This is a genomic window from Candidatus Nitrosopumilus salarius BD31, assembly GCF_000242875.2.
Classification (GTDB): Archaea; Thermoproteota; Nitrososphaeria; order Nitrososphaerales; family Nitrosopumilaceae; genus Nitrosopumilus; species Nitrosopumilus salarius.
This window is the reverse complement of the sequence record NZ_AEXL02000075.1, coordinates 57,293-71,449: the sequence shown is the minus strand read 5'-3', so window position 1 is coordinate 71,449 and position 14,157 is coordinate 57,293. Positions and strand designations below refer to the sequence as shown.

The following is a 14,157-nucleotide window of genomic DNA, read 5'->3' as shown; positions in this document are numbered from 1 at the left end:
GCAGGTGAGTCATTTTGAAGTATACTAGGATGTATTACTAAAATAAAATTTCCTTTAGACAATGAATTTCCATTAATATTAGATAAAACAAAGTTTGCCGTGCCTGATTGGTCATCATTAAATGTAATTTTATGAGAATTGGGTTTTTCAGAATTTACATTTCCTACTAGATGTTTTGAAAATATTTTAGAATTTTTTTGAATTAAAGTCAAATCATATTCAACTAATTTTTTTGCTTTATCAGAAAAATACTCCTCTAAATTGATAAAAAATGTAATTTCTTCGCCAGAATGAATAATTTCAGGCTTCCATGACAAAAGTACTTTGTATCTTAAATCGGGAGTTGTAAACTCTAGAGGAAATTTAACATTTTTGCTTGGTGTGAGTTGAAAATTCATTTGTGTATCTGATGTATGTATTGCTTTATCACGAATTTGTTTGATTAATTCTTGATTAACAACAATGTGAACAGTTCTATCTTCAAACGAATAATCATCAATTGTTATAGATTCATCAGGTAGCAAAATACCATTTACTGTAGATTCATATTTTGTTGAAAGAAAATCTCCAAACGTATTAGGAATTCTAATTTCTTGATGAACTACACTTAATTGTTCAAGATCTTGATTCCAATTAAAAGGCATTGAGAACTTTATGGTATTTGATTCAAAACTAAATTCTTCAATCTTATCAAAATAAGATATTATCTGAATAGTTTTTTCTTCACTTAGATAGTCATTTACTTTGAAAAAATTTGTTTGTGCAAGACTAATAGCACCATCTAGCATGATTTCATCATCAATAATATTAGAATCAGAGTTAACTGATAGAATTTTGATAGTATAATCATATAGCCCTCCAGAAGTAAAAATTGGACCTTTGAGAACTAGTGGTTTAGAATTATTTTTCATCCAACCGCCTAAAGTTGGTTCTTGGACACCTTCAATTATAACATCATCCAAATTATTAGTGATTACTTTTATTTTGAGATTTCCTAATTCGTCATGAAAAATTTCTTTGAAAATTTGTTTCCCATCTTTTTTTAATTCAAATTCAAATGTAACATGCTCAATGATTGCATCAGTATCAGAATCAAAAAGTCGAAGTGAGATGTATTTTTCTGGATTTTCAGGATCATAAACGGATGGAGTTATTCCAATTGAAAGTGAAGCGTTTTTTCTCTTCAATTAACACTGGAGGTAAAACTTCTCCACCCAATCCATGTCCAAATACATTTGGAACTAAAGAAAATGAAAAAATGACAGAAATGAGAATTACTGTAACTAAAATTTTCAAGATTTTATCATTTGAAATTTCCACTATTAAAATTTCATTAAATAAAAAAAGATGGGAAACAGGTACTAAGATGACTCCTCAGTTTCTCATCCCAACTATGGCCTGTATAACCATAGTATTTCATAATGAATTAAAAGAAAATTGGTACATTAGAAAATTGTACTGGTTTAACTTTCAACAGTATTCAAAAAATTAATCTGAAAAGATAGAGAAGTTTTGTAATAATAAATTCATTAAAACATATTTAAAAAAAATGAAAAAAAAGGTTTTAGAAACCTAGTTTCTTACAGACTTTTTCGCCACTCTTAGTTGGCTCTAATGACATCTTGATATATGGTGCATGATGTCCAGGTGTATCCTCTACATCACCATGTCCTGCTGCAAATATTTGACTACTGCATAACAGTTCAATATTATTCTCAGCATTTAATGGATCATGATCACCATCATCCCAGATTCCACGTAATTCACCTTGTACTGGTAGAACAACTAGATCGGCATCGCCAAACGTAGGTGCTCTATATACATCCAATACATGTGGTCCCATTGGATTTTCAAGAGTTCCTAGGATATTTTTGTGAATGTGTAGTTGATACAAATCATCTTGTGTATCTGCGTCACTATCAATCAATTCCATTCCAGATATAGCAATTTTGTAAACTAAGGATTTTCCTTTGTTGTCAAGCCATGCTTGCATACTACAATCCAGAGCTTCTTGTGCTTCTGGAGATAGATTTGAAGCAAAACCTGTTACAATACAATTATTGGATTCAAAGTCGGGGGTTTTTGAAAATTCTTTGAAATCCTTATTGAAGCCATTTTTCTCGTCATGATCTTTTTTATCATTCTTATCGGCTGCTACTTGTGGAATTTCTCCAATTGCTACAACAGACAATGAAAGAATAGCTGCAACAGAAATTGCTAGCAACGAATTTGTTTTTGTATTCATTAATAAAATTAAAATTTTATTATTTAAAATAAATCTGGGTTGTTCGTCGAATGTACCATATTAAATTACAATTATTTTTTGTTTCACAAGATTTTCAATTGCGTTTATAAAATCATCATCAGAAATTTTTTCTTCAGACCACCAAGATGCAATAGTTTTAAACCAAGAGGGAATATACCATTCAGATTCCACAATAATTTTTTTGCCTGCAACAAATATCACTCCTTTTTTAAATAAAAAATCTATCCCCTCCATGAATTCAGAATCAGAAATTTGGTCAGTAGTCCACCATTCGGCATTTGTTTTAATCCATTGAGGAATTTTAGGTAGTTCTGGTGGCAATCCTTTTTCAAAACCAGTGATTTTTAGAATTCCTTGGGATTGAGGTCCTACTAGATATGCAACGTGCCATTGGCCCATCTCATCAACACTTTGAATGAAGTCTACAGGCTTGTCATTTATTGTCACATCAAATTTTTCTTTGCCTGAAATTGGTGGAAATTCAAAATTAGCATATGTTTCAAGAGGATAACTATTGTATCCACGCATTGTTAGTGTTGTTCCATCATTGATGAATTCAGCTGCTGAATACCATGCACCTGAATCATATCGAAAATCAAATTCTCCTCCATTCTTTTTTGCAGTTACTGGAATTACTGTGGTATCTACTGGTGCAAAACAAGAGTAAAACCTAACTGGTTCAGAAACAGATGGATCAGGATATATTGTAAAGTTTAGAATTTCTTCAGGTTCAATTTTTTCAATGCGTTCAATGTTTTGAGCAACATCTAGGATTTGAGTTTCATAACCATGAACAATTGCAAAAATTTTGGGATTGTATACTGTTTGATTTCCAATATTTTTTATTCTACCAGTAACATGACCATCATCATAAGTAACTAGAGTTTTGTCATAGATAATTTGGATAGGAATAGAATTTTTCTTAGTTTTAACATATTTTAGATCTGCCTCTAACACAACAGGGTTTTTACCGTGAATCTCTGGAAATTTTAATTTGAATGGAATATCAGTCATTGCAGGAATTGGAACATGATTAAGTGTCTTAGTGATTTTTGTTTCATCATCAATTATTGATATTGTGATTGTTGGAATCAATGCAAAATCATTTTGATTTTTGACATTTCCAACAACAGTGTAAATTCCCTCATAATCATAGTAACCAAGGTATTCACTATCTGGAATGAAAACATCAGCATAAACAGATGCTGGAAATAAAATTATACAAAATAATGTGATCGAAATTATACAAATAATTAGATTAGAAAGAATTGAATATATCTTCGAATCCTGATGTTGGTTTTTCAAGTGGGCCTGGTCTATAGTCTTCAATTAATTTATCTATAAGATCTCTTGCTTTAATATGATATCTTTTTTTGAGTTGGATTAATTTTACTTCTACTAGACCATCTTCAACAAGTTGTGATAAATAAAGTGAAACAGTTGATGGTGATTTTTTAACTTCTTGTACTAGTTGTGAAAATTCTAACCCATCTTTTTTAATTAATGCAAGTATGAGATCACGTGGAGTTTGCTTTCTTAGAGCTTTGATTATTATAGATTCATCTTCAGTAATTTGTGGTGGATAGAATCTAATTTGTCTAGGACCACGTGTTGCTTTGATAACTCCATTTTTTTCTAATTTTCCTAAATAATGACTTAGTACACCATTTTTTAATCCAGATGAACGCATAATTTCACGGAATTGAATTCCGGGATTTTTTTCAATAATTTGTTGAATTTGTGAATCTCTATCAGTCATTTCGAAATACTCCTAATGCCAATAACCCTAATGTTACAAACGTCAATAAATGTCCTATTTCAGAAATTGACATTATTTCAAAATCATACATTATGGGCCATGTTGCATCTACTAACAAAGCAATTTGAGCACCAATAAAGACAGTAAATGCCACTGCACTAAGTAAGAGTCGTTTTGTTCTTAATTTGTAATATGCAAATCCTGCAAGTACCGAAATGAATACAGCAAGACTAAGTCCGCCAATATGCAAGAAAATGTGTATCAGATGATAACCATGCAATATGTGCGGAATAATAATAGGTAAAGCCAAAATTGCTATGACGCCAGTTACAACAACTGAAAATAAGGTAGATTTTCTCTCAACTATCCTTTCAGGTCTAAACAAAGTAAACTAAATGGTGTTTTTGTGAATTTAAAGAGACTGGTTCATGTATAGAATCAGCAGGGGATCAAACACGAAGTATTCCTTTTTGAATCAAGTATTGCAATCCTTGGACAAATGTATTATCATCAATTTGATCAGCAGACCACCAACCTGCATTGTTTCTAATCCATATGGGAATATTTTGAGAGTTTGAAGTTTCCTGCTGAGTTGATGGAATGACTATAATTTGATTTTTTATAAGATATTCAATTCCTTGGATGAAAGTTTTATCATCAATTTGATCTTTAGACCACCATAATGCATTGTTTCTAATCCAATCAGGAATAATAATTTCTTGTTGAGTAGTAATTCTATCAATAACAATTGGGATAGTTGTCTTTGCAAGATTATTGTCGTTAAAATTTTTAAAATTTAGATTTACAATTCCTGTAACATCAGCAGGAATAAAAAACTCTATGACATTATGTTCATTTTTAGAATCAGTACTAATTCCACTTTGCTCGAATATTATGCGATCATTTTGAGTCATTGAAAAATCATACTTTGCAGAAACTGGTTTATTTTTTAAGAAAATATCTGTGATATCAAAAATTATTTTTGCTTTTGAATTTGATTTCAGAAACTCAGGTTCCCAAGTTGTAAGAATTCTAAATTGACCATTATCAGTAACTGAACTTAAATGAACGTAATCACGATCTGGCTGAATTACAAAATTCATCCCATTCTGATTTGTGCTACTGTGAAAAATATTCATTAATTCTCTTTGATAAATTATAAAATGGACAACACGCCCATCAGAAAAAAAATCATCTATGTTGACAACATCATCAGCCAACTTTATCCCATTTACATACATGGAAAATCCAGAAACTAGTAAATCACCAAATTTTTTTGGTATTACAAGTTCTTGATGAACAACAGAGGTTTGATTGACATTTGATTCACTCCAATCAAAGGGCATGAAATAAGAGATTTTCTTCAAAACAGGATCATAATGAAAATTTGAAATTTCATCATAATACGTAATAACATGGATGTTCTGTTCGCCAAAGTTTGGATCAACAAAATCATGTCTAGTTGTTTGAGCAATAGATATGCCTGCATTGAAAGTTAATGGCTTTTCTAATTTTTTAGAATAGTCATTCGCAGTAAGAATCTTAATATCAAATTTGTACAAACCACCTTCACTAAGTTTGGGTCCTTTTACATTAACTAGTCTGCTTTCAAGTCCCAATAATGAACCAAAAAAATTATTATTGTTATCAGCCTCAACTACAATAGAATCAGTATCTTCAGATATAAAATTAAAAACTATGAATCCATTATCTGCCTTAAATTCTTGTTCAAAAAGAAATTGATCCCCACGTTCAGACTTTATCAGAAAGGTGGTATCTCGTAAAGTAATTTTTGAATTAAAATCAATCAATGAAATAGATATTTGTTGATCATCATTTGTGTTTGGATTATTTTTTGAAGATGATACTTCTAAAGTAACAAGTTTTCCATCAAGATCTACGGGTGGAAAAGTTTCACTCCCCACACCATGACCATATACACTATCAAATCCTAATACAAATACAGTAGAAAGAATAAGAATTGAAATTAGTGATAAATTTTGCAAACTATGTCCACTTGTTAGGATCTTTTTTACGTATTTCTTTTCCATCAATGGTGATTAGATCTTTTTCTTCAAATACAGTATGCCACTTGCCATTATCTGGGAAAATTTTGTTCATTTCTTCAACTTTATCATTGGTTGGTGCTCTGTTCATCAAAGCTCCCCATCTCATGTTTGGAATTTTTGGCATGATGTCATTGATGTCTTTCATATAGTATCACTTATCTGAATTTATTTAAAAACCTATGATTGGATCTTCATAATTCCTTCTTTAATCAAAAATTGAATACCTTGAATGAAAGAATCGTCATCAATTGATCCATCAGCCCACCAGCCTGCATTATTTTTGATCCATGTGGGAATTTCATTTGAACTAGTTGCAGTACCTTGTGAAGTTGGTGGAATCTTTAAGATATTTTCTTTAATCAAAAATTGAATACCTTGAACAAATGAGTTGTCGTCAATTTGATCAGCTGCCCACCATTCAGCATTATTTTTAATCCAGCTAGGAATTGGTGCTTTCTGAGGTATAGCATTTGGAGAACCTGGACCTATCTCAATAAGTGCAGAGCCAATTCCTGCATATTGTGGATTATAATCTAAACCAGTTCCTAAAACTTTGACATCTACTCTAATTTGACCTTGAGAAGGAACAAAGATTCTTTGAACATCAATTCCTTCAGTAGCAAGAATTCCAAGCATTGTAGAATCATCGCCTACATTGCTGGCTATTTCTGTATCAGACTCATCAAAAACAAAGTATGCATAATGAATATCTTTGATAAGATCTCCATTTTCATTAAAGAATGTAAATTCAAAAGGAATTTCTTGATTAGCACCATACTTCCCATCCCATGAAATGTTTACAGTAGTTGGAATTTGTTCATAATTAACAGTATCAACAAGATAGAATTCTGTTGAACTTTTTGAAGCCCCAGTTAATGGAACCAGTTTCAAATCCATTTTAGTCGTGTCATAGTTATTTGCACCCAAGTGTTCATTTATTTTTTGTAATTCTTTTTTGGTAATTAGAAAATGAACAATGTTAGTATCTTCATATGTATAAGGATCATTTAGTAATGCTCTCTGGTCAATTTCCACTCCATTAACATATCCTTTGAATTGTGTACCTTCTGCATAAGGTGTAAATGTTTTTGGAACTCTTACTTCTTCATGTACTACTTGTACTTGATCAACATATGATGGATCCCAATCAAAGGGCATATCAAATGAGATGGAGTTATCTGATTGTTCAAATTTAAAATTATCAACATCGTCATAGTATGTTTTTACAATAACTGGTACTTCTTCAGCATTTGCAGGTTTGATAAAAAAGTTTTGTTCTTGTGCTACACTAACAAATGTTTCATAACTTAGTAAATTTGCAAGCACAGTTCTAGGACTAGTAGCACCTTCAATATCAACTCTAATTTTGTACAAACCACCCTTTACAAATATTGGACCAGTGATTGATGGTCTTGCACAAATATCTAGATTATTATCATTACATTCTGCACCTTGAACATATAATGCACCTGGTGCACTAGCATGTTCAGAACCTCCGTAAATTGAGCATTCTTCAAGATGAGTTTCATTACATGTAGCTTTTGGTTTGATTTTTACATCTAATCTTCCATCCATATCATAAAACAAGTTTCTAGCTAAAAGTTCACCACTTTGCCAAATTTCTACTCTATATGTTACTTGATCAAGATTTTTGTCAGTTAACGTATCAAAGAAACGTACTTGCATATTTGCAGTATCAACTTCACCAACAGTAATATCAGATGGACTTAGTTGTGTACGTACAGTTACTTGCATATCACCAAAACTGATTGGTTTTGCTTGATCACCACCAAGTCCATGAGCAAATGCGTTTGGGAGAATAACAGGAATGATGAAAATGCCAGCAATAATTAGTAATAATGCAAATTTGTTATACAACACAAAATTTGTGTTCATTCCATATTTAAATATGGTATAGGATTTCTATGCGTGGGAATTTTTTATGAAAATTACAGTACGACTTTTATTTATCAATTTTAAAGGAAATGTATGAAATTTTTGCTATTGTTGTTGTTAGTTCCTTTGTTAATTATTCCAGTGTTTGCAGAATCACAAACATTACCAACTGAAAAAGGAACACTAGATGTCAAATTAACATATGATGAAATTAAACCAAACATACAAACCAAAATAAATATAGATTTTATTAATCCTCAAACACAAAAAATTCAAGAGCATGTTGACTGGTCAGTAACAGTTTTTAAAGAAGGTGAAACTATTTTTGGACCAATTCCACTTACGCATACATCAGTTGGTTCTGTAAAAATTCCAATAGAGTTCAATCAAGGTGAAGGAGTGTATACTATGAATTTCAAAATAGAGGGGATTTTGTTTCAGCCAATTCCACCAGAAACAGTTTCTTTTGATATTTCAGTAGGTGAAGTTAATACTCAATCAACACTTCCTTCTGAAAATAATAAACCAAATGAAGAAAACGGTGGATGTCTAATTGCAACTGCCACATATGGTTCTGAGATGGCACCGCAAGTACAACAATTAAGAGAACTGAGAGATAATACTATTCTAAAAACAGATTCGGGCATGGCATTTATGACTACTTTTAATCAATTTTATTATTCATTCTCACCAACAGTTGCCGACTTTGAGAGAGAACATCCTATTTTCAAAGAAGTGGTAAAAGTGACATTAACTCCAATGCTATCATCATTATCGCTATTAAATCAGGCAGACATTGATTCAGAAGAAAAGATGTTAGGATATGGCATATCTGTAGTTCTTCTTAATATTGGAATGTATATTGGCATTCCTGTGTTTGGTATTCTAAAGTTGTACCAATCTAAAAAGAACTAGTCTTCACAAATGGAAATTCCAGTGAGGTTTTTATGTATCCGAATCAGTAAATTGCTTAATGAAGACTAAAGTAATTAGTTCTTTCTTCGTACTATTTGCTATCGCAGCAGGTATTGTCGCAATGACACCAGCTGCTTTTGCAGATCATACCGAAGTCACAATCTCTCCAGCACCGGGTTCTGGTGCACCAGGTTGTGAAGATACCGCAGATGGATGTTACATTCCAAGTACTGCAACAATAGATGTTGGTGGTAAAGTAATCATGTCAAATACTGATACTGCAGCACACACATTTACAGCAGGTACAGCAGAAGGTGGCCCAAGTGGTGAATTTGATACTGGTTTGTTGATGGCAGGAAATTCTTTTGAATGGACTGCAACAGAAGCAGGTGAAGTTCCATTTTTCTGCATGGTACATCCTTGGATGAAAGGTTTGATCATAGTACAAGAAGCAGGGCATGATGATGATCATGGTGACGAAGGTGATATGATGCACATAGAAGGTGCTGCATCTGCAACCGGAATGTTATCAGATGGTACAAAAGTTTCAATCTGGACTTCAACACCAACTGCAGGCGAAGCAATGGAGATTTCTATTGAATTTGAAGGTGCAGAACATGTTAACCACGATATGTTGGTAACACAAAATGGTGAAGTAGTTTTGAATGATGAAGGTGCACATCATCATGATGGCACAGGTATGCATACAACAGCACCACTAAGTTCTTCTGATCCAGTAGACATCACTGTAACTTTCCAAGGTTATGGAGTAGATGATCCTAAAACAGGACCAATTGGTGAAGAAGTAGTATTTTCAAACGTTGTTCCAGAATTTGGTACAATTGCAATGATGGTACTAGCTGTTGCAATCATAAGCATAGTTGCAGTCACTGCAAAATCTAGAGTCATTCCAAGGTTTTAGGAATTCCTCTTTTCTTATTTTCTTTTAATTAGTGCAATTATCGCTAAGATTATTGCCGCAGCTGCAATAGACAATCCAAGTACTGCAAAGTCATAAGATATTCCACCGTCAGAAGAAGAAACAGATGTCTCACCAGATTTCAGTTTTGAAACATCTTGTTGTAATGATGAAATTGCATTCTTTAGTGCAGTAATATCTGCAGTTCCTTCACTGTTTGTAGGAGGAAAATCTAAGACTGCAGTAGACTCTACATCTTCAACTGGAATTTTAATATCAATTACAGTTCCATCTATTTTGCCTTTGAATTCTACCATGTAGGTACCAGTTTTAGTTGGAATAATTGGTGAGAAATAGTATCCAGGTCTAGGGTCAGAGTCAACATTAATTTTTTTTGAAGCCCCTCCAAACATTACAGTGGCATCTACATCTTTGAAAACACTAGTAACTCCTTTGTATGATCCTTCAGTTTCACCAGGTTGAGTAATTTTAAAGGCAAGATCATTTCGTATTCCTACTACAGGAGGTTCAATTCCCCAACCTGCTTCAATTTGATACTGTTCAACATGGACAGTAGTATGTGCAAATGATGGTGCAATACTACCTACAAAAAACAACAAACCAATTATACCGAAAATTACGATTTTCATAATTATCATTTTGTAATAACACGTTATTATCTTTACGTGAATTGGTACAAATATCGAATTAATGAAAACTGTTTAAATTATCAATAATGAAGTGAAGGTTAAATGCAAAAAATTCTAATCTGTCTACTAATTATTTCGTTTATTTCTATTCCATTTGTATATGCTCATCCGTTCACCGAAAAAACAATTCCAAATCTAACATCTAATGCACCTACCGGCACTACAGAGATAATTGCATATTTTTCAGAACCGGTTGACATTAATTTTAGTGAATTGAAAGTACTTGATTCTAATGGAGATCAAATAGATAACAAAGATACCAAATACTACGAAGACGAACAATCTCTAATTGTTACAACACCACCATTAGAAGATGGAATCTATACTGTTTCAACTAAAACTCTCTCCAAAGTGGATGGACATCTTGTTCCAGATGCATTTCTGTTTGCAGTAGGAGACATCGTAGTTGATCCTTCCTTGCTTGAACAAAAAGGACCATCAGAAATTGTATATTTACCTGAAGCAGGGGCAAGATTTCCTGGACTTGTAGGTCAGACAATTGTTTTAGGCGCAGTAATTGCATCACTAATAATTTGGGGAACTCAAAACAAACAACTAATCAAAGAAGAACTTGATAAAATAGAATCATTTCATCATGGTAAATTCATGTCAATTACAGGAATTGGTCTGATGTTGATTTTTGTTTCAAATATTTTGATGATTGCTATGCAATCTATTAGATTGGAGGCATCAGTTATAGATGCAATTCAGACAGATTTTGGTTTTACTTGGATTATCAGGATGAGTATCACAGTAATTTTGTTGGGAATCTGGTTTACATTGGATAGGAAAAAAATGCTATCAAAGAAAAACCAAATGCCATTACTTGTAGCTATGCTTGCATTAATTGGTACTTCTAGTATGATCGGACATGGTGCAGCTAGTGGAGAAACACCAGCATTAGTTTTAGATTACATACATAATTTGGTTTCAGCAGTATGGATAGGCGGAATATTTTATTTTGTTTTCATTTTATTACCAACATTTTCACAATTAAAAGAATCAAACCGAGAGAAAATGAGTCTGGTACTGATTCCAAGATTTTCAATAGCTTTCATTATTTCAGTTGGAATTGTTATAATTTCAGGACCTACACTTATGTGGTTCTTAGAATCAAATCTAGGAATTATTACAGAATCAATTTATGGTCAATTAATTATTTTAAAAATTTCAATTGCTGCAATAATAGTAGGATTTGGAGCATTCTTCCAATTTAAAGTTCAAAAAAGCGCAGAAGCAAATTTTTCATCAGGAAAAATTTCAGTTCACAAAAAACTAAAAAGATCACTTAAAGTTGATGCAGCGTTAGGAATTATTCTTCTTGGAGTTGTAGCATTACTAACAAATGGAACCTTACCGGCAGGTGAAATTCAAAAAGTTGATGCCCAAGAGGTTGTTTATGGATTCAAGACACTTGAATTTACTGAAAACATAAAATTTGGTATTGATATTTCTCCGTTTTCGAGTGGTTCAAACACAATTTTGGTTAAAGTAAGTGACTTTGATGGAAACCCACTAGATGATTCAGATCAACTAAAAGTAAAGGTATCAAATCCATCAAAAAACATTGCACCAATTGAAGTGCCAATGGAATTAGTTAAGCAAGAAGAAAACAGACCAAAAGAATTCCAAGGGGAATTAACATTTGGATTTTCAGGAGAGTGGTTAGTGGATATCGAAGCTCAAAGAACAGAAAATGCCAATGAATCAGAACTTTTGAATTTGCTAGTAAAACCAAGACTGACAGACATTCAAACCCAAATTATCGAATACGAACTACCAGAAGATGCAAAACCCCTCTTCCCACTATATGATGGACATGATTCAATTTGGATAAGTGATGCGTCTGCACCACGGGTATGGCAATTTTCCCTGGACTCACAAGAGTTTGCATCATATTCGTTTGACGGACTAGTTACGACATTTCTTACACAAGATAATCAGGATAGAGTTTGGTTCTTAGATCCACCAAGAAATCAGATCGGGTTCATAGATCCTCAAACAAAACAAATAACAACAAAATCTATTCCAAAACTTGATCCTACAATCTCAGACAACACACCACTGTTCATCAAGTCAGATTTTGATGGAAACATATGGATTACAATAATCAATAAAGACAGAATCATCAAATATTTACCAGAAAGTGACGAATTTGAAGAAATTGTTTTGCCAGGAAAAGAAAATTTACCGTTTGCTTTAGCTCTTGATGATGATGGAAAAATGTGGTTTTCAGCAACAGGTACAGGAAAAATAGGATATATTGATCCAAAAGACAACAAAATAACAGAATTTACAAAAGAGCCTCCACTACAAGGACCAGAGGCATTGCTTTTCGATGATGATGACAACCTTTGGATTGCAGAGCATACAGGCTTGGCAATTACCAAATTTAATCCAGTTTTAGAGACATTTGAGCGAATTTCAGTTCCAGACAAAGATGCCTTACCTTTTGGTATGACATTTGATAAGTATGGCAATATTTGGTTTGCTCAACATACAGTTGATAAAATGGGAGTCTATGATCCAGATAACAATAACTTACTTGAAATTCCAGTACCTACAGATACTACATTTATTCAATTTATGACATCTGATGGTGATGATAATGTATGGTTTGTTGAACAACAATCAAACAAAATAGGAACTGTAAAAACTACAGAAATTCCAGTTGATGCTACTCAGATAAATTCTATAAATAATTTTGAATTAAAGTATACAGAAGTTGCTTCACCTCTTATTGCATTAGGGATAATTGCAACATCATTATTTTTTGTAAGAAGTATCAAGGATAAAAGAAGACTAAACTCTTTGATTAATGCTTAGATAATAATCCAGTAGATTTTATTCCCATTGTTCCTGCAAATAGACCAATTGACAATAACACAATAGTTCCAGCAGGAGTTATATCAAAAATGTATGAAATTAAAATTCCTATAACTACAGAGAAAATTGAGAAACTTATTGAAATAATTGCAGTTTGTTTGAACCCCTTCCCATACATAATCGCAGTAACATTAGGAATTACAAATAATGATGAAATTAGTAATACACCTACTAGTTGAATTGATGTAACTACAGTCAATCCTGCCATAAATACAATCAAATAATTAATTTTTTCAACAGGAATTCCACTAACTTTAGCCTGTTCCTCGTTAAATGTTGAATAAAGAATTTGTCGATAAAGTAACAAAATTACAATTAGAATTCCACCAGTTAATGATAAGATCAGTATTGTATCATTTACACTTACTAGAAGAATACTTCCGAATAGGAAACTAAAGATATCTATTGTAAAGCCTCCTGAAAGACCAATGATTACAAGTCCAACAGCTATTCCTGATGACAGCAATACTGCAATTGATGCATCACCAGAGATGTTGTATCTGTCCTTGATTTTTGTAATAATTAGAGCACTAGCTATTGAAATACCATAAGCTGTCCAAAGAGGATAAACTCCTGCTAGTAAGCCCAATGCAATTCCTCCAAATGAAGAATGTGCTATTGCATCACCAAATAATGAATACCGTCGTAAAACTAAAAACAATCCAATTATTGAGCAAAGGATTGCTATTGCAATTCCAGAAATTAATGCTCTATGCATGAAACTGTATGTCAGAATT

The 14,157-nt window shown here is 32.5% G+C and carries 14 protein-coding genes; 4 read left to right on the top strand and 10 right to left on the bottom strand.

Annotated elements, in window-relative coordinates:
* Positions 1-1,187 (bottom strand): hypothetical protein (locus tag BD31_RS03680; protein ID WP_008298647.1); only part of this gene is annotated, 1,187 nt, incomplete at its 3' end.
* Between BD31_RS03680 and BD31_RS03675 the strand changes: the two genes are divergently transcribed.
* The gene (locus BD31_RS03675; protein WP_158641221.1) at positions 1,166-1,492 is read left to right on the top strand and encodes a hypothetical protein; all 327 of its coding nucleotides are present in this window, start codon (positions 1,166-1,168) and stop codon (positions 1,490-1,492) included. The two genes, BD31_RS03680 and BD31_RS03675, sit on opposite strands and share 22 nt — an antisense overlap.
* Before the next feature lie 72 nt (positions 1,493-1,564).
* Here BD31_RS03675 and BD31_RS03670 read toward each other — a convergent pair whose 3' ends face one another.
* The 7 genes from BD31_RS03670 to BD31_RS03640 all read right to left on the bottom strand — a co-directional run bounded on the left by BD31_RS03670 (position 1,565) and on the right by BD31_RS03640 (position 7,972).
* Positions 1,565-2,245: a hypothetical protein gene (locus BD31_RS03670; protein WP_008298604.1), complete on the bottom strand. Its 681-nt coding sequence runs from the start codon at positions 2,243-2,245 to the stop codon at positions 1,565-1,567.
* A 60-nt stretch (positions 2,246-2,305) separates the two neighbouring features.
* Complete coding sequence (locus BD31_RS03665) at positions 2,306-3,595, bottom strand: peptidase (protein WP_238536056.1); 1,290 nt, start codon at positions 3,593-3,595, stop codon at positions 2,306-2,308.
* Complete coding sequence (locus tag BD31_RS03660; protein WP_008298721.1) at positions 3,525-4,025, bottom strand: winged helix-turn-helix transcriptional regulator; 501 nt, start codon at positions 4,023-4,025, stop codon at positions 3,525-3,527. Before BD31_RS03660 ends, BD31_RS03665 begins: the two co-directional genes overlap by 71 nt.
* The gene (locus tag BD31_RS03655; RefSeq protein WP_048097411.1) at positions 4,018-4,410 is read right to left on the bottom strand and encodes a hypothetical protein; all 393 of its coding nucleotides are present in this window, start codon (positions 4,408-4,410) and stop codon (positions 4,018-4,020) included. The genes BD31_RS03660 and BD31_RS03655 overlap by 8 nt, the downstream gene beginning before the upstream one ends.
* Before the next feature lie 64 nt (positions 4,411-4,474).
* A complete protein-coding gene (locus BD31_RS03650) occupies positions 4,475-6,076 on the bottom strand; it encodes a hypothetical protein (protein ID WP_048097410.1) in 1,602 nt (533 codons plus the stop codon).
* Positions 6,033-6,239 (bottom strand): hypothetical protein, encoded by a 207-nt coding sequence (locus tag BD31_RS03645; protein ID WP_008298620.1) that lies wholly within the window; start codon positions 6,237-6,239, stop codon positions 6,033-6,035. Before BD31_RS03645 ends, BD31_RS03650 begins: the two co-directional genes overlap by 44 nt.
* Before the next feature lie 32 nt (positions 6,240-6,271).
* Positions 6,272-7,972, bottom strand: a complete 1,701-nt coding sequence (locus BD31_RS03640; RefSeq protein WP_008298648.1) for a hypothetical protein — start codon at positions 7,970-7,972, stop codon at positions 6,272-6,274.
* Positions 7,973-8,083: 111 nt separating this feature from the next.
* On the opposite strand from BD31_RS03640, the gene BD31_RS03635 reads away from it, so the two are divergent.
* Entirely contained in the window at positions 8,084-8,905 is an 822-nt protein-coding gene (locus BD31_RS03635) for a CFI-box-CTERM domain-containing protein (protein ID WP_008298715.1), read from the top strand.
* Between the two features lie 58 nt (positions 8,906-8,963).
* Complete coding sequence (locus BD31_RS03630) at positions 8,964-9,827, top strand: PEFG-CTERM sorting domain-containing protein (RefSeq protein WP_008298580.1); 864 nt, start codon at positions 8,964-8,966, stop codon at positions 9,825-9,827.
* Between the two features lie 14 nt (positions 9,828-9,841).
* Here the strand turns inward: BD31_RS03630 and BD31_RS03625 are convergent, their stop codons facing one another.
* Positions 9,842-10,474 carry a hypothetical protein gene (locus tag BD31_RS03625; protein ID WP_008298585.1) on the bottom strand — a complete coding sequence of 211 codons (633 nt, stop codon included), beginning with the start codon at positions 10,472-10,474 and terminating at the stop codon, positions 9,842-9,844.
* Between the two features lie 102 nt (positions 10,475-10,576).
* Between BD31_RS03625 and BD31_RS03620 the strand changes: the two genes are divergently transcribed.
* A complete protein-coding gene (locus BD31_RS03620) occupies positions 10,577-13,360 on the top strand; it encodes a copper resistance CopC/CopD family protein (RefSeq protein ID WP_008298693.1) in 2,784 nt (927 codons plus the stop codon).
* Here the strand turns inward: BD31_RS03620 and BD31_RS03615 are convergent.
* On the bottom strand, positions 13,350-14,138 hold the full coding sequence (locus BD31_RS03615) for a metal ABC transporter permease (RefSeq protein ID WP_048097416.1): 789 nt from the start codon (positions 14,136-14,138) through the stop codon (positions 13,350-13,352). The two genes, BD31_RS03620 and BD31_RS03615, sit on opposite strands and share 11 nt — an antisense overlap.
* Between the last annotated feature and the right edge of the window lie 19 nt (positions 14,139-14,157).

What these genes read in the sequence shown, in the direction of transcription:
- BD31_RS03670 (WP_008298604.1), bottom strand. Translation starts at nt 2,245, where the DNA reads ATGAATACAAAAACAAATTCGTTGCTAGCAATTTCTGTTGCAGCTATT.
- BD31_RS03660 (WP_008298721.1), bottom strand. Translation starts at nt 4,025, where the DNA reads ATGACTGATAGAGATTCACAAATTCAACAAATTATTGAAAAAAATCCC.
- BD31_RS03650 (WP_048097410.1), bottom strand. Translation starts at nt 6,076, where the DNA reads ATGGAAAAGAAATACGTAAAAAAGATCCTAACAAGTGGACATAGTTTG.
- BD31_RS03645 (WP_008298620.1), bottom strand. Translation starts at nt 6,239, where the DNA reads ATGAAAGACATCAATGACATCATGCCAAAAATTCCAAACATGAGATGG.
- BD31_RS03635 (WP_008298715.1), top strand. Translation starts at nt 8,084, where the DNA reads ATGAAATTTTTGCTATTGTTGTTGTTAGTTCCTTTGTTAATTATTCCA.
- BD31_RS03630 (WP_008298580.1), top strand. Translation starts at nt 8,964, where the DNA reads ATGAAGACTAAAGTAATTAGTTCTTTCTTCGTACTATTTGCTATCGCA.
- BD31_RS03625 (WP_008298585.1), bottom strand. Translation starts at nt 10,474, where the DNA reads ATGAAAATCGTAATTTTCGGTATAATTGGTTTGTTGTTTTTTGTAGGT.
- BD31_RS03620 (WP_008298693.1), top strand. Translation starts at nt 10,577, where the DNA reads ATGCAAAAAATTCTAATCTGTCTACTAATTATTTCGTTTATTTCTATT.
- BD31_RS03615 (WP_048097416.1), bottom strand. Translation starts at nt 14,138, where the DNA reads ATGCATAGAGCATTAATTTCTGGAATTGCAATAGCAATCCTTTGCTCA.